Annotated in this window: 10 protein-coding genes; 3 read left to right on the top strand and 7 right to left on the bottom strand. The window is 68.9% G+C overall.

The window, feature by feature from the left end:
• Genes ACFWBQ_RS29585 through ACFWBQ_RS29575 form a run of 3 tightly spaced genes read right to left on the bottom strand, consistent with a single transcriptional unit; the run spans position 1 to position 3,100 of the window.
• Positions 1 to 822, bottom strand: coding sequence for a carbohydrate ABC transporter permease (locus ACFWBQ_RS29585; protein ID WP_385502241.1), 822 nt, complete (start codon positions 820 to 822; stop codon positions 1 to 3).
• Positions 822 to 1,742 carry a carbohydrate ABC transporter permease gene (locus tag ACFWBQ_RS29580; RefSeq protein WP_385502239.1) on the bottom strand — a complete coding sequence of 307 codons (921 nt, stop codon included), beginning with the start codon at positions 1,740 to 1,742 and terminating at the stop codon, positions 822 to 824. Before ACFWBQ_RS29580 ends, ACFWBQ_RS29585 begins: the two co-directional genes overlap by 1 nt.
• Positions 1,739 to 3,100 carry an extracellular solute-binding protein gene (locus ACFWBQ_RS29575; protein ID WP_385502237.1) on the bottom strand — a complete coding sequence of 454 codons (1,362 nt, stop codon included), beginning with the start codon at positions 3,098 to 3,100 and terminating at the stop codon, positions 1,739 to 1,741. Before ACFWBQ_RS29575 ends, ACFWBQ_RS29580 begins: the two co-directional genes overlap by 4 nt.
• 104 nt (positions 3,101 to 3,204) lie before the next feature.
• Here ACFWBQ_RS29575 and ACFWBQ_RS29570 point away from each other — a divergent pair, with 104 nt between their 5' ends.
• Together ACFWBQ_RS29570 and ACFWBQ_RS29565 are read left to right on the top strand one after the other, a co-directional pair.
• Positions 3,205 to 4,377: an ROK family transcriptional regulator gene (locus tag ACFWBQ_RS29570; RefSeq protein ID WP_385502234.1), complete on the top strand. Its 1,173-nt coding sequence runs from the start codon at positions 3,205 to 3,207 to the stop codon at positions 4,375 to 4,377.
• Positions 4,378 to 4,635: 258 nt separating this feature from the next.
• Positions 4,636 to 6,642 (top strand): GxGYxYP domain-containing protein, encoded by a 2,007-nt coding sequence (locus ACFWBQ_RS29565; protein WP_385502233.1) that lies wholly within the window; start codon positions 4,636 to 4,638, stop codon positions 6,640 to 6,642.
• A 250-nt stretch (positions 6,643 to 6,892) separates the two neighbouring features.
• On the opposite strand, the gene ACFWBQ_RS29560 is transcribed toward ACFWBQ_RS29565, so the two are convergent.
• The gene (locus ACFWBQ_RS29560; RefSeq protein WP_385502231.1) at positions 6,893 to 9,877 is read right to left on the bottom strand and encodes an ABC transporter substrate-binding protein; all 2,985 of its coding nucleotides are present in this window, start codon (positions 9,875 to 9,877) and stop codon (positions 6,893 to 6,895) included.
• A 423-nt stretch (positions 9,878 to 10,300) separates the two neighbouring features.
• Complete coding sequence (locus tag ACFWBQ_RS29555) at positions 10,301 to 10,849, bottom strand: hypothetical protein (protein WP_385502230.1); 549 nt, start codon at positions 10,847 to 10,849, stop codon at positions 10,301 to 10,303.
• Positions 10,850 to 11,138: 289 nt separating this feature from the next.
• Between ACFWBQ_RS29555 and ACFWBQ_RS29550 the strand changes: the two genes are divergently transcribed.
• The gene (locus tag ACFWBQ_RS29550) at positions 11,139 to 11,756 is read left to right on the top strand and encodes a TOPRIM nucleotidyl transferase/hydrolase domain-containing protein (protein WP_385502229.1); all 618 of its coding nucleotides are present in this window, start codon (positions 11,139 to 11,141) and stop codon (positions 11,754 to 11,756) included.
• Between the two features lie 1,098 nt (positions 11,757 to 12,854).
• On the opposite strand, the gene ACFWBQ_RS29545 is transcribed toward ACFWBQ_RS29550, so the two are convergent.
• A complete protein-coding gene (locus ACFWBQ_RS29545; protein WP_385502228.1) occupies positions 12,855 to 15,257 on the bottom strand; it encodes a SpoIIE family protein phosphatase in 2,403 nt (800 codons plus the stop codon).
• A 98-nt stretch (positions 15,258 to 15,355) separates the two neighbouring features.
• Positions 15,356 to 15,538: a hypothetical protein gene (locus ACFWBQ_RS29540; protein WP_385502227.1), complete on the bottom strand. Its 183-nt coding sequence runs from the start codon at positions 15,536 to 15,538 to the stop codon at positions 15,356 to 15,358.
• Positions 15,539 to 15,650: the final 112 nt, after the last annotated feature.

Below are 15,650 nucleotides of genomic sequence, written 5' to 3'. Positions count from 1 at the left end.
CTATCCCTTCACCGAGCCGGCCATGTTGAACGAGCCGGAGAGGTATTTGCTGACCGCGACGTAGAGCAGGACCGCGGGGGTGGTGTAAATGACGGAGAACGCGGCCAACTGGCCGTAGGCGACCCGCCCGTACTGGGAGAAGAACGTGTAGATGGTGACGGCGGCGGGCTGCTTCTCGGGGGAGTCGAGCAGCACGAACGGGACGAAGAAGTTGCCCCACTGGCCGACGAACACGAAGATCGCGACGACCGCGATGCCCGGGGCCATCAGCGGGGCGACGACGAACCGCAGCGACTTCAGCCAGCCGGCTCCGTCCACCCAGGCGGCTTCCTCGAGGTTGATCGGAACCCCGTCCATGAAGTTCTTCATCATCCATATGGAGAACGGCAGCGAGCTCGCCGTCAGGAAGAGGACCATCGCGGGTACCGAGCCGTACAGGCTGAAGCGGAAGAACATCGCATAGACCGGGACCATGATCGCGGTCAGCGGGAGGCCGGTGGAGAAGAGCAGGGTGAGCATGAAGTGGCGCTTGAAGCGCAGTTGGTAGCGGGAGAGCGGGTAGGCGGCGAGACCCGCCACGACGACGGTGAGGACGGCGGTTCCTCCGGAGATGACCACGGAGTTGAGCAGCGGACCGTACACGGTGTCGTAGGTGAGGACGGCGCGGAAGTTGTCGAGCGAGAAGGAGAAGGCGGGTTTGGCCGCGGGGGAGGAACCGGGCTGGACGGAGGAGAGCAGCACCCAGAGGAAGGGGCCGAGGAAGGACAGGGTGATCAGCGCGAGTACGGCGTGGGCCGACCAGCGCGCGCCCCAGCGGGTCATCAGGACTCCACCTTGATCAGTCGCAGGTAGACCAGCGAGAAGAGGGCGCCGATGACCAGCATCACCAGCGCCATGGCACTGCCGTAGCCGATCTCGAAGTACCGGAACGCCTGCTCGTACATGTACAGCGGGGTGGTCTGGCTGGCCTCGCCCGGTCCGCCGCCGGTCAGGGCGTAGATCAGGCCGAAACTTGCCAGCGTCTGGAGGGTCGTCAGCATCAGGTTGGACAGGACCGAGCGGCGGATCAGGGGCAGCGTGACACTGAAGAACGTCCGGAGGGTGGAGGCGCCGTCGACCTTCGCGGCCTCCAGGAGGTCGCGCGGGACCTCGGAGAGTGCCGCCGAATACACGAGCATCGAGAACGCGGTGCCGCGCCAGACGTTGGCGAGGATCACCGCGAAGAGCGGTGAGGTGACCAGCCACTCCTGGTGGATCCCGAACACCGAGTTCACGGTGCCCTCGTCGCCGAGGAACGAGAACCAGCAGGCGGCGGCGACCACTTCGGGCATCACCCACGCGGCGATCACCACCCCGTTCACCACGCCGCGCGCCATGCGGCTCTTGCCGCGCTGGAGCAGCGCGATGAGCATGCCGAGGATGTTCTGCCCGATGACGGCCGAGCCGAGGACGAAGACGAGGGTGCGGATCAGCGAGCTGACGAACGCCTCGTCGTCGAAGAGCCGGGTGAAGTTGTCGAGTCCGATGAAGCGGGCGTTGACGGACGCCGAGCCGGTGAGCGTCTCGTTGGTGAACGCGACGTACACGCTCCACCCGACCGGGCCCACCAGGAAGATCGCCAGCAGTACGAGCGTGGGGGTCAGGGGGAGCAGCCAGCGCAGGGTCCTCCCGCGCCGCACGGGCGACGGCAGCGTGTTCGCTGCCGGCGCCCGTTTCGGTCCGGTCGCGGTGGTGAGTGTCACGACGCCTTGCCGACAACGTTGTCGGCACCTACAGCCCGCTCCACACCCTTGGCGAACTGTTCGGCCGCCTCCTCGGGCGACTTCGACCCGAGCGTGACCGCTTCCATCGCCTCCTGGATCTGCGTGGAGACCTTCGGGTACGCCTCGTACGCCGGCCGGTAGTGCGACACCTTCGCGAGATCGGTCCAGAACTCCACCGACGGGTTCTCCGCGAGGTATTCCGGGTCGGCCGCCACGTCCTTGCGGACTGCGAGGTCACCGGTGCCCAGCGAGTACTCCATCGCGTGCTTCTTGTTCATCGCGAACGTGATGAAGTCGAACCCCTGCTGCTTGCGCTTGCTGTACGAACTCACCGCCATCACCCAGCCGCCCGACATGCTCACCGCGCCCGGCGCCTCACCGTTCTGGGTGGGCATGGGGGCCCAGCCCATCTTCTTCGTCCAGTCGGCCCACGGGGTGGGGCTCGTCGGCTTCCAGGCGCCCGAGGCCCATGCGCCGTCCAGCGCGATGCCGAGCTTGCCCTTGGGGAACCACTCCAGGAGCACTTTGTCGCCGAGCTTGGCGTTGAGGGCGTCGGCCTTCTTCGGGCCGAGGTCCTCCCGGTAGACCGTGTCGACGAACTTCAGCGAATCGGTGATGCCCTTGCCGGCCGTCACCCACTTCTCGTTCTGGAAGAGGGTCCCGCCGGGTGTCCCGTACAGCAGCATCTCGAAGCCCTGCATGGTCGCGGCCTCGCCGAGGATCTTCGTCGAGTACATGGAGAACGGGGTGACCCCGCGCACCTTGCGCTTGACGGTACGCGCCGCCTCCAGCACGTCGTCCCAGGTCTTCGGAGCCCAGGGGACGGGCAGGCCGGCGGACTCGAAGACGTCCTTGTGGTACCAGAGACCGCGGGTGTCGGTCGAGATCGGCACCCCGTACGTCTTCCCGTCGAGACCCTGCGCCGCCTTCTGGACCGGCTCGGGAAACTGCTCCGTCCAGTCGGGCCACTTGGCGAGGAAGTCGTCCAGCGGGGCCAGCTTCCCTGCGGCGACATCGGCGTTCACCTGGAAGGTGTCGTGGAGGTAGACGTCGGGCGCGGAGTCGGCGGACCGGTTCAGCAGGGCGAGCTTGGTGTAGTAGTCCTCGTTGGTGCCCTGGACGGCGGTCAGTTTGATCTTGACATCCGTGTGGGCGGCCTCGTACTCGGTCTTGGCTCCCTTGAGGGACTTCTCCAGGTGGGGCCAGGTCGGCTCCACACGGTAGAGGACCTCGATCTCGTTCGACTTCTTCCCGGAACCACTCGAACAACCGGTGACGGCGGTCGCACCGGCGGCTGTCGTCGCGAGTGCCCCGGCCAGCAGAGTGCGCCTCTTCAACTCGTCCTCCTGGTGACGGTGTTGTGCGCTGTCGTGCCTCAAGTGCCGGGAAACGTAAGTCAGTCTGATTTACTAAGTCAATACGCTGTGTGATATTGCCTCGCATGGCGATGGGAACGAACCACCCCGGGATGGGGAGTTACAACCAAGCCGTCGTGCTGGAGGCGATCCAGACCTCGGACGGCATCAGCCGGGTACAGATCGCCGACCGTACGGGCCTCACCGCGCAGACCGTTTCCGTGATCGTGCGACGGCTCCTCGGCGAAGGCCTGGTACGCGAGGGCGGGACGCTCCCGTCGACCGGCGGCAAACCGCGCACGATCCTGCGGATCAATCCCGACGCCGGATACGCGATCGGGATCCACTTCGACCCCGCCGAGATCACCGTTGTCCTCGCCAACCTGGCCGGGATTCCGGTACGGACCTGCCGCCGTGCCCTGGCCCCCGGAATCCGGCCCGCGGCAGTCATCGCCGTCATGGCGCGGGCCGCACGGTCCCTGCTGGACGCCGCCCAGGTCCCCGACGCCCGGATCCTCGGTGTCGGACTCGCGTGCCCCGGCCCGCTGGACGCGGACGGCACGATGTACTCACCGCCCCAGCTGAGCGACTGGGACCGGATCCCCCTCCGGGCGCTCCTGGAGGAGGCCACCGGCTTCGCCGTCGGCTTCGACAACGACGCCACCGCCGCCGCGATCGGCGAACGCTGGGCCGGCGCGGGCCGGTCCGTGCCCAGCTACGCCTACCTGTACTTCGGTACGGGAATCGGCGGAGGTCTCATCCTCGACCACCAGATCTACCGGGGACGGTCCTTCAGCGCGGCCGAGTTCGGTCACCTCACCGTCGTCCCCGGCGGGGCCGAGTGCTACTGCGGCAACCGGGGCTGCCTGGAGGCCGAGTGCCGCCCGGCCGCGATCGAGGCCGCACACGCCGCACGTACCGGCCACCGGCTCACCCATGCCAGGATCTGCGCGGCCTTCCGGGCCGGGGACGCCGAAGCGAGGGAGACGATACGCCCCGTCGCCGAACGGCTGGCCGATGCCGCCGTGAGCATCGTCAACCTGCTCGACGTCGACCTCCTCCTGATCGGCGGCCCGGCGCTGCGCGAGACCGCGGATGCCTTCCGCGATGCCATGGCCGAAGCGGTGAACACCCGCTCGTTCAACCGCCGTCTGCACGACGTGCGGGTGGAGATCGCGCCGATGGGAGCCGACGCGGCGGCGATCGGCGCGGCCTCTCTGGTCTTCCACTCGACCTACGCGCCCACGCTGCCGACCTAGGGTCCTTCGTGTGCATCATGCCGGGCTCACGTTCCCCGGCACGCGCTCCCCAGCTGTCTCGATCCTCCGCCTCGCAGGGGCGCGCACCGCTGCGAGATCAGCCGCTGCGCGGCGGCCTCCCATGATCCGGTCGGACCTCAAACGAGGGGCCCCTGGTGCGCCTTGATGTCCGCACCCTTTACACGTGCCCCATGCGTCGCTACCTTCACTGGCTGATGACAACGATGTCAATTCCGCACCCGAGGAGCGTGATCGTCCATGGTGTCCCGAAGAGACTTCCTGATGACCAACGGAACGATCCTGGCGGCAGCCGGACTGGGCTTCGGCCTCACCGGTCGGGCCGCCGCCGCCGAAAGCGGCAGCCTCACCCGCCTGCTGCCGTCCTTCGGCCGCGCCACCACGCTCGACGTCGCCGACGTGAGCACGCTCCACGGTGACGATCAGCTGCTGCTGACCACCCTCCAGGGAATCGTCAACCGACGCCGCCCCCGCCTCTACTTCGCCTACGACTCCAGCGGCGTCGACCTGCGCTGGCTGACCGGCACCGGTGCCGACATCACCCGCCACGACAACGCCCTCGACCTGATCGGCGGCTACCGCGGCGAGGTCCGCGGCGCCGTCCTGCACGACCCCGAGGTCCCCGACTCGGTGAACGTCGCCACCACCCTGGCCGGCCTGGAGAACGCCGTCGCGGCTACCGCCGAACAGGCGGCTCGGTACGGTCTGAAGGTCGTCGCCGATCTGCGGGGCCGTTTCGCCGACGACCCGCAGGCGGTCTACCGCTGGCAGTTGGACCACCTCTTCCCCCGCTGCGCCCACACCCTGCTGGCCGGACTACCGCCCACCAGGACCGTGAAGGTGGACGGTGTCCAGTGGCGGGAGATCGCCCGCGAGCCGAGCCGTATTCGCGACTCCTCCAACAGGGCGGTACGCACCTTCGACCTCAGCCCCGAACTCGCCGGACCCGACGGTGCTTTCCTCCGTTTCCAGGACTCACTGGGGGACGACGGCTGGGGTGCTTCGGTGGGACGGATCACCGTACGGGCCGACGGCCAGGAGCTGGCGTCCTTCACGCCGGGTACGGACGCCGAGGCCCCGTACCTCTTCGACGGCCTCAACTCCTCCGTCGGCAGCGACGCCAACCGCTTCTGCGACGGGGGCGGTTACTTCGTCTACCGGTTCACCGCGCCGGCCGGGACCACTCGGCTGACCGTCGATGCCGACCTGTGGAACCAGTACCTCGTCACCTGCACGACCACCGCGCCCACCCGCGTCGAGCCCTTCCCGTACTTCCGCGACTACGCGGTCGCCTCCCGGGCCATGGTGGTGTGGCTGCCGCCCTCGGGGGCCACCGGCGTCCTGCTCGACGAGGTGTTCAGCCGGGTCGAGCCGACCACCCCGTACTGCGGCTGGTTCTCCAATGATGTGGCGGGGGAGTGGGGCGGCGTCGACCGGGCCTCACAGCACGGGGTGGAAGTGGTGCCCACCGACTTCTACATGAACGGCACGGTGCACGCCGGAACCCGGGCGAAGGTGTCCGACCGGGTTCGCCCGCGCCCGCCGGCGACGCTGCGCAATCGGGTGTACCTCACGCTCACGGTCGGCGAGGGCGACAACATCCAGTACTGCCAGCGCCGCATGCGCGACCTGTGGGACAACCCCGCGCGCGGGCAGGTGCCTGTCAACTGGACGGTCAGCCCGCTTCTGGCCGACATCGGCCCCGCGCTGCTGGCCCACTACCAGCGCACCGCCACCGCCAACGACCTGCTGATCAGCGGCCCGTCCGGAGCCGGATACACCTACCCCGGCTCCTGGCCGCAGAAGGCGCTGGACGCATACACCCGGCTCACCGGGAGCTTCCTGCGCCGCACCGGCATGGACCTGGTCTACGCCTACAACCAACGGCTCCAGGAGGGCAACGGCTGGGTCCCCTTCGACGAGCGCATCGTCCGCTCCTACCGGGACAACACCCCACTGCGCGGGATCATCCAGTCCTGGGAGACCGGCGACCTCCAGATCCGCCCCGCCGGTCTCCCGGTGATCGGCAACTACTGGCCACAGGGCAAAGCGGCCGAGTACCGGGACGGCCTGGTGAAGCACATCGAGGGCTGGGACGGGAAGGGCCCGCTGTTCATCGCCGGAGCGGTCAACGCGTGGAACTGGACGCCGAGCGATATCGCCGAACTCGGCGAGCTGCTCACCGACCCGTTCGAAGTGGTGAGGGGTGACACCTTCTTCGATCTGCTGGACCGGGCCAGCCGGTAGGGGAGCGAACCGTGTGGTGCGCATGCCGAGGGTGGCACGTGGCGGTCGTGCGGAGCATCACCATCCGCTTGGCTCGCGCGTGCCGTGCGCACACTCCGACGCAACGGTTGTGACCTGGAGGAACACGCGGCGTGGGACCGCGGATGGGATGAACGAGGCGAACGGCGGACGCCCTCGCGCGTGCACCGCAACAGAGAAGGGTTCGAGCTGGTCCACGACCGACGCGGGTTCACCGGCGGGCGGCGGATCGTCATCTGCCGTCGCTGGTGCCGAGGGCCTGGAAGTCGACCATGCCGAAAGCCTCGTGGACGTAGACGTTGGTCAGTCGCGGGTTGCGGTAGTTCAGGACCTTGGTGGCGACGATCGGCAGGTAGTACGCGCCGTCGGTGACCGCATGGTTGATCCGGCGGTGGACCTTGGCGGCCTGGGCGGTGTCCTTCTCGGCGGAGGCCTGGTCGAAGAGGCTGTTGATCGCGGGGTCGTCGATCTGGGCGTAGTTGGTGTTGCCGCTCGCCGGGATGAGGCGCCCGTCGGCCAGGGGCTGGAGGAAGCCGGAACCGGTCGGGTAGTCGCCGGCCCACCCCAGCAGGACCAAGCCGTAACCCCTGTCCTTGACCGTGCTGGGAGATCCGATGTCCGTGAAGAACTGGGGGCCGTCGCGGCGGTCGATCTCGGCGGTGATGCCGACGGCCTTGAGGGAGTTCTGCAGAGCTTCGGCGGACTGGAGGTCCTTGGTGTTGTCGCTGCGTACGGCGATCTTGGTGGCGAAGCCGGCGGGCTTGTCGCACGCCCTCAGCTCGTCCTTGGCCTTCTCGATCCGGGGCTTGCCGGCGGTCAGACCGAACGGGTCGTAGTCGTCGGAGCCGAAGACCGTCGGGGGCAGCATGTTGCCGTGCCTCGAACCGGCCGTCGGACCGCCGCGGGTGCTCTGCAGGGCTGTGGTGTCGGCCGCGTACAGCACGGCTTTGCGGCAGTGCACATTGTCGAACGGCGCGATCTTCGAGACGAGCGAGACGAAACGGATGGAGCCGCTGTGCGGGTCGTCCGCGTTGGCCGACCGTTTCGGGTCGTTCAACACCGTGAGCGCGGCAGGCTGCGGCAGGCCGGCCTGCTGGACATCGAGGTCGGCGGTGCCCGCGAGGAGCCGTGAGGCCACGTTCTCGGGGCCGGTGGAGACGGTCAGCTCGATCCTCTCCGGCAGCGCCTTGCGCAACGGGTCGGTGGCCCGGTCCCATTGCTCGTTGCGGACGAGGACCAACGAATTCCCGGGCTTGTACGACGCGAACCGGTACGGGCCGGAGGAGACGGGGCGCGCACCGTATCCGGCGCCGGTGTCCTTCTGCTGCGGCACGGGGGAAGTGGCACCCATGGCCAGCAGGTACGGGAAGCGGGAGTCGGCCTTGGCCAGCCGGAAAATGAGGGTCAGTTCGTCCGGCGACTCGATCGATTTCAGGCCGAGCTTCCCGGGGTCCTCATCCCTGTACGGGCCCTTGTAGCTCTGGCTCCGGTCCAGTGACTCGATCAAGTAGGTGGGGCCGCCCTTGATGACGTCCTGGGCGAAGACCCGCTCGATGCCGTACTTGACGTCCTGGGCGGTGATCGGTGTGCCGTCCTCGAACTTCAGACCGGGCTTCAGCTTGACGGTGTAGGCCCTGCCGTCGGGCGAGACCACCGGCTGGGCCGCGGCCAGGTCCGGAACGAGGCCCAGGCCCTGCTTGCCCGGCTCGGTGTCGTACGTCAGCAGTGTGCGGGCGTAGAGGCGCTGCATGTTCCAGACCCACCCGTAGTAGGAGCGGGCCGGGTCCCACGAGTCGGCGTCATCGGAGCTCACCAGACGGAGGGTGCCGCCCTTCCTGCCGGACGCGTTGACCACTCCGCCGACTGCGGCGTTGAAGCCCGTGGCACGGGTGGAGGAGCTCGGGCTGCCCCCGGTCCCCTCGGACGTGTCCTTGTCCTTGCCCTGGTCGGCAAGCAGGGCGGTGATGCCGCCGCCGGTGACGAGGGCGACCGTGAGAGCGATCGCCGCGAGACGGCGGCGCCGGGCGCGGCCGGGCCCGTGTGCAGGGAGGCGTCCGGGCGATGTGGGGGGCGAGGCCGGCGTCCGGTCGGCGACGAGGGGCGGCTCGCCGGTGGGTGGCACGGGTTGCTCGTCGCGTACTGCCGGTGGCCCGCTCGCGGGCAGGGGCGGTGCGGGCGGCGCCTCGGGCCACTTGCCGAGCTGAACCCGTGGATCGGGCGTGGGCAGGGTGTCGGCACGGGGCACGGCGCCCTGCGTGTCCCCGGAGCCCGACTCGTCACGGCCGTCCGGGCCGGCAGGGGTGGCCCCGTTCTGCAACGGTCCTGGGTCCTCCGCGGGCGGCGCGGGGGTGGGGGCGGCACTCCGGCCGGCGAGGGCCGACGCGATCGCTTCCGGGAGCCAGTCGGTCTCGTTCGGCAGCCTGCCCGCGTATGTCTGCCCGCCCGACTCGCCGAGCATCTGCGCGAACTGCGCCAGCAGTTCCGGCACGGTGGGCCGCCGGGCGGGGTCCTTGTCGAGACACCGGCCGACGAACTCCGTCCCCGGGGGCAGCCCGCGCAGGTCGGGTTCCTCGTAGACGGCGCGGAAGTTCACCGAATGCGGGGAACCTGTCCCGAACGGGCCGTCCCCGGTGGCCGCGAAGGCCAGTACCGCCCCCAGGGAGAACACGTCGCTGGCGGGGCCGACCGACTTCCCCGTCACCTGCTCGGGCGACATGAAGCCGGGGCTTCCGATCACCAATCCCGTCTGGGTCAGCACACTCGCCTCGGAGGCGATCGAGATACCGAAATCGATGACCCGGGGTCCGTCGCCGGCGATCAGCACGTTCGACGGCTTCAGATCCCGATGGATCAGTCCCGTGCCGTGAATGGCCTCCAGGGCCTCGACCAACCCGGCCCCCAGGACGAGCAACGAGCGCCGGGGCCACGCCCCGTGGGTGCGCACCGCTGCGTCGAGCGGCAGTCCCGGAACGTAGGCGGTGGCGAGCCAGGCGGGCGATCCCGCGGGATCGGCATCGACCACGGCTGCGGTGAAGAATCCCGTGACGCGCCGGGCGGCCTCCACCTCGCGGGCGAAACGGCGCTGGAAGTCCGGGTCCTCCGCCAGTTCCGCGCGCACCACCTTCACCGCGACCATCCGGCCACTGGTGGAGCTCCCCAGGTACACGCGGCCCATCCCGCCCGCTCCCAGGCGCGCGTGGATCCGATACCGCCCCACCTGCCGCGGATCTGCCCCATCCAGCTCTTGCAACGCCGCCCCCAGCCTCTGACCCCACCCCGGGGGATCGTCGGAGACGATTACATCAGATCTGGGTGACTCCCTTGTGGCCCCGGACCCAGCCGTACACGCAACCGTTGCAGGACTGCATGGTGAGCCACCACAGGCGCCCGTTGTCCGCCTGCTCCTTCACGAGGGGAGAGCGATCCGGCGGGCCCGTAGAGGGACATCCACCTGTTGAGCGCCATCGGGACGTGCTCTAAGGGCTGTCCCGTAATCCCTGGCGGGCGCACGACGACAGCTACGGCACCTCGCCGCGTTGTCGGAACGCCCGAATACATCCAGTATGCGGATGTCCCTCCGCCTTGCGATGCACCGCATCTGACGCCGTGCGCTGATCCACCAGGGATTACGGGACAGCCCTTAGCCCGGGTCCTCGGTCATGAACTCCGTAACCAGCGCAGCCGGGTTGGCGTCCGAGGTCAGCCTGAACATCGCGTCCGGGTCGAACATGTCGTACAGGATCACCGGGACCGGCCGTCCCAGCACTTGCACGATCCGGCCGCTCTCGTGGAGGTGCCGAGCCGTCTCGACGCACACCTCGTAGAACCATTCGACCAGCCGCTCGTCGCGATCGTGCGGCTCATCGTCGTCCTCGTACCAGATCCCCCGGGACTCCGCCTCCCGCCGGTGAGACTCCGCACCGTCCGGATCACGCCCGACGACCCTCACCCCTTCGAGCCCCGTCTCCGGGAAGAACGCGTAACTCCAGCGCGCCTCCCAGGAGTCCGACGCCTTCTCCGTTGCTTCCGCCGCGTCGGCCTCGGTCGTGTAGCCGATCGCCACGTATGGAAACCGCGGATCCTGATCGACGCTGTCGATCCGGAACGTCACCGCGTAGATCCCGCCGTCCGCCGGAAACCCTCCGACGACCTCGCCGGCGACCCGTTCCATGTGTTCCCGAAACGCCATATGGCCCCCCTCCTCGATCAGGTCGAAGATCATAGACTGCCCGGCTCGCAGTCCGTGCCGATCTGCGGTACCGACGAGGTGGGCGGTGGCGAGGCCTCGCCCGCTCCCAGGGGCTTCGTCAGGTGATCCCGTGGTCGGCCGGTGTCATGGCCCGCACGGCGCGCTGCCGGATGGCCTCGGCGAGCCGGTCCTCGAGGTTCTCCAGGCGGGTGCGCCCGGCGGAGCCTGCGCGGTCGCGCAGCCGAATATCGCGTGCACTGCCGTCGGTGGACGTAGCAGACTCACCGGCATGGTCGACATGCGCATGTTCCGGGACGAGGTCACAGGCTGGGCGGGCGGTGGCTCCGGCGGGCCGGCGAAGGAGCTGGCGGAGTTCCTGGGGGTGCACACGGCGGTCCTGCTGGAAGGTCTGAGCGACCTCGCTGCCGTCGAGGCGCTGGCCGCGGGGCGGAGCCGTGACCTGGCGGCCGAGGGGGTGTGTGTGGTGCCGATGGGCGGGGCGATGAGCGTCGGCCGCTACGCAGGGCTCCTCGGGCCGTCCGGTCTCGGCCTGCGCCTGATCGGTCTGTGCGACGAGCGCGAGAAACCCTTCTTCGACCGGGGCCTCAACCCGGCCTGGGCGCCGCGCCCGGGCGTCTTCGTCTGCACGGCGGACCTGGAGGACGAGCTCATCCGTGCGCTGGGCCCGGCGCGGGTCGAGCAGATCGTCCAGGCCGAGGACGAGCTGCGCCCCTGGCAGACCTTCGTACAGCAGCCCGCCCAGCAGGGCCGGCCCCGGCACCACCAACTGCGGCGCTTCATCGGTACGAAGAAGGGCCGCAAGATCCGCTATGGCCGCCTCCTGGTCGAGGCCCTCGCCCCCGACCAGGTGCCCGCCCCGCTGGACGACCTCTTCGCCAGCTTGTGAGGGTCCGTCCAGCAATGCTTCGATCCCCAGGAAATACTGAACCTCTACGATTCAGTCGGCTGGGAGGGCTGCACCAGTGAGGTCGACAGGCTCTGCCGTGGCCTACTGAACCGGCACCTCGGCATCACAGCACGAGACGGTTCAGGAACGCTCCTCGGACTGGCCCGGACCCTCTCTGACGACGAGCGCATCTGTTACGCCCAGGACGTCGTGGTCAACCTCGAGTGCCACAGGCAGGGCGTCGCCCGGGCCGTGCTCGAGCCCTTCATGCGCGCTGCTCGCACTGCCGCTTCTTCCTCCTGCCCACGGACCACGCATTGTCATCCAAGGGCAAGCGAAACCGCGTATTTTACCGGAGTCCGGGCTTCTTGTCCTACGAGGAAAGGGAGATGGCGGGCATTGCGCTGCCCAGGAACCGGCCGGACGTGCGTGACCCGATGCCGTGACGGACGGCGCCTCCCGTGTTCGGTGATCCAGTCCTTGGCGCCGGCTCCCGGTGGGTTGTTGCTCGTCTGCATTCCCGACTGCGCAGCGAGATGTTCGAGCGTCTGCGGTGAGCTTCGGTTCGCCGCCAAGGGCGCAGTTCAGCCATCACCCTCATGTCCGTGCGTCTCACCCGAAGCGGATGGACGAGGAAGTACGGGCTCTGACCAGCCGAACTGTCAGCTCGTCTCCCGGCGAGGGAAGAAACGCCGCCGCAGTCGGTCACCGACTTCGCCTACGGCAATCACCAGCGCAGCACTCGCCGCACACCCCGCGAGTTCCGTCGGCTGATCGAGAATTTCGGCCAGGAACCAAAAGGTCGTGGTGACAGCCGCCCACCACATAACCCACAAGCTGATCGCCGACCACCGGCGCCGTCTCTTCACGGCATCAAGATACGTCCCTCGTGCTGATCCGGACGGCCTGGGATCGAATCGGAATCGATTCTCCAATTAGAGCACTTGTTTGATTTTTGCTCATCCCGGGCGGCAGGCTCTGTCCCAGGCCCGGCGCTGGAACCTGCCCTGAGTCGCCGTGGTGCTGTTCCATGAGCCGCTGCCCCCGGAGCACGTGCAACTGCCCTTCGACTGCGTGGTGGCGGTCGACGCCGAAAGCTCATCCTGTTGAAGGGAAGGCCTGTTCGGTCCAAATGGTTTTACCGGAGCGGGTGTAGCGCGTTCCCCACCTCTGGACGAGTTGCGCGACGATGAACAGGCCGCGCCCGCCCTCGTCGTCCTCGCCGCTGTGGCGCAGGTGCGGTGAGGTGTGGCCCGTGTCCGCGACCTCGCACAGGAGGGTGCGGTCACGGATGAGGCGTACGTGGAGCGGTCCTTCTGCGTGCCTGACCGCGTTGGTCACCAGCTCGCTGACGACGAGCTCGGTCGCGAACGACAGCTCTTCCAGACCCCAGCCGCTCAGCTGTTCGTTGGCCAGATCCCGGGCATGGCCCACGGCGACCGGTTCTGCGGGCAACTCCCATTCCGCGACCTGTGAAGTGTCGAGTTCGCGGGTGCGGACGAGCAGCAGGGCGGTGTCGTCGGCCGTTGTGCCGCCCGGCAGGAGTTCGGCCACCGCCCGGTCGCACAGTTCTTCGAGCGACGCGTGCCGGTCGCTGAGCACACGTCCCAGGGTGTCGAGTCCTTGATCGATGTCGCGATCGCGGGACTCGACCAGGCCGTCGGTGAAGAGAGCCAGCAGGCTGCCCACCGGCAGCTCGATCTCCATGGACTCGAACGGCAGGCCGCCGAGGCCCAGGGGCGGACCGGCGGGCAGGTCAGGGAAGGACGGGCGGCCGTCCGGGCCGACGACCGCCGGCGGCAGGTGCCCGGCCCTGGCCATGACGCAGCGCCGCGAGACCGGGTCGTAGACCGCGTAGAGACAGGTCACCCCCATGGTCACATCGGTGTAGGTGCCGTCGGGCGTGCCCAGCTCGGCCCACTGCCCCTCCGCCGACTGACCCACCAGATCGTCGAGCCGCGACAGCAGCTCGTCGGGATCGATGTCCATCTGAGCGAACGCGCGTACGGTCGTACGCAGCCGCCCCATGGTTGCCGCTGCCTCCAGGCCGTGGCCGACCACGTCCCCGACCACGAGTCCGACCCGGGTTCCGGACAGCGGGATGACGTCGAACCAGTCACCGCCGACCCCTGTCACGTCGTCCGTGGGCAGGTAGCGGTAGGCCAGGTCGACAGCTGACTGCTGCGGTACGTATTGCGGCAGGAGCTGGCGCTGGAGGGCCAGGGAGGCGGTGCGTTCACGGGTGAAGCGTCGGGCGTTGTCGATGGACACCGCCGTACGGGCGACGAGTTCGTCGGCCAGCGCCACTTCGCCGCTGTCGAAGGTGGCCGAACCGGTGCTGCGGATGAAGGTGACGAGTCCCAGCGTGCTGTTCCCGGCCCGCAGCGGCACGACCAGGGTCGTGTCGTCGAGCACGAGCCCGCCCGAGGACAGGCTGCGGTCCTGCGTCGAACCGGGCGGGTACTCCACAGGGGAGTGGTTGACGAGGGGAGGGGGAGGAGGCTGCTGTCCCGGCTTCTCCTGGCCGGCTTGCTCGGCGGAGCGGCGGGCGACCCGTACCAGAGCCATCGCCGCCGAGCGGCCGGTGGCCGGCACCTCGCCTTCCAGTACCGCCTTCGAAAGGTCGACCGAGACCGTGGCGGCGAACTCCGGCACCGCCACCTCGGTGATCTTCTCGGCAGTGACCATGACATCGAGGGCGGTGCCGATTCCGCGGCCTGCCTCGACGAGCAGGGCCAACCGCCGCTGTGCCCTGTAGCGATCGGAGATGTCGAAGGCGTCCTCACACACTCCGAATACGTGTCCGTCGGCGTCCTGGAGCCGGTAGTAGGCGCAGGACCAGAGGTGGTCCGTTTCCGGGTCGCTGGGCGGCCGGCCCTGGAAGTGCAGGTCCAGAAATGGTTCTCCGGTGTCCAGTACATGACGCATGACCGCTTCGAGCGTGGGCGGATGCCCCTTGGTCACGAACTTTCCCTCGGAGTACAACTCATCGGCCCGCAAGCCGCGGAACTCGGCGAACGGTCGTCCGATCTCCTGTTCGTACGCTGCGTTGCACCAGGTCAGGCGCAGTTCGGTGTCGTAGATGGCCAGGCCGAGGGGTGACTGGGTGGCCAGTCCATGCAACAGGGCCAGCCGGGTTTCCCACAGCCGGAGATCCTTCAGCTCCGTCGCGACGAGGACGCGCCCCGCCGTGCCGGCGCCCGGCAGGGGACACACCGCGGTGGCGACGATCAGCTCACGACCGTCCCGGTGCCGGGCGACGCGGATCTCGTTGCCCCGGAACTGGGGAGGTATGGGGAGAACAGGGGGCGTCGGGCCGGGTGACAGGAACGTGGCCAGAGGCCGGCCGACGATTTCGTGCGGGTGGTAACCGAGGAGCCGCTCAGAAGCGGGGCTCCATCCGATGACCGTGTCCTGGGCGTCGACCACCACTGTGGCCGCCCTGGTGACGTCGAGGGGACCACGAAAGTCGGCACTCTGCTCTGCGTTCCATGCAGTCATGGCGCCACACCAGCCCCGTTCATCCCCTACAGAATCCGCCGTCCTCGGGGCAGGCACAACCGCGGTACGTCCGGCCGGCGGGAAGCCACGGGGCATTCTCAGCCGGTGCGGCCCACCGGCAGCCGCCGCGCGGGCAGCTCTGTGCGAGCGCCGTCCGCCCGGAACTCCGTCCTGCGCGAGGGTGGCGCGGCCGTGCGCCAGGACGGCGAGGCCGACGCACGCAGGCGGTGGCCGGCCGGCTGGACGGGCTGGTGGACGAGCCGCGGCAGGGACGGCCGCACACCATCAGTGTCGATCAGGTGGAGGCTGTCGTGGTCGGGACGCCGGAGGAGATCCCCCGTCCCCGTCGCATATGCCTGCACCCTGCAACGACTGGCATCCGCACGCCCTCTC

The sequence above is a fragment of the Streptomyces sp. NPDC060035 genome, assembly GCF_042736635.1.
Taxonomy (GTDB): domain Bacteria; phylum Actinomycetota; class Actinomycetes; order Streptomycetales; family Streptomycetaceae; genus Streptomyces.
The sequence above is the reverse complement of the archived record's forward strand: the minus strand, read 5'-3'. Positions and strand labels throughout refer to the sequence as shown.

Excerpts from the sequence above, each read along its gene's own strand:
- ACFWBQ_RS29585 (WP_385502241.1), bottom strand. The coding sequence starts at position 822 with ATGACCCGCTGGGGCGCGCGCTGGTCGGCCCACGCCGTACTCGCGCTG.
- ACFWBQ_RS29570 (WP_385502234.1), top strand. The coding sequence starts at position 3,205 with ATGGCGATGGGAACGAACCACCCCGGGATGGGGAGTTACAACCAAGCC.
- ACFWBQ_RS29565 (WP_385502233.1), top strand. The coding sequence starts at position 4,636 with ATGGTGTCCCGAAGAGACTTCCTGATGACCAACGGAACGATCCTGGCG.
- ACFWBQ_RS29555 (WP_385502230.1), bottom strand. The coding sequence starts at position 10,849 with ATGGCGTTTCGGGAACACATGGAACGGGTCGCCGGCGAGGTCGTCGGA.
- ACFWBQ_RS29550 (WP_385502229.1), top strand. The coding sequence starts at position 11,139 with ATGGTCGACATGCGCATGTTCCGGGACGAGGTCACAGGCTGGGCGGGC.
- ACFWBQ_RS29545 (WP_385502228.1), bottom strand. The coding sequence starts at position 15,257 with ATGACTGCATGGAACGCAGAGCAGAGTGCCGACTTTCGTGGTCCCCTC.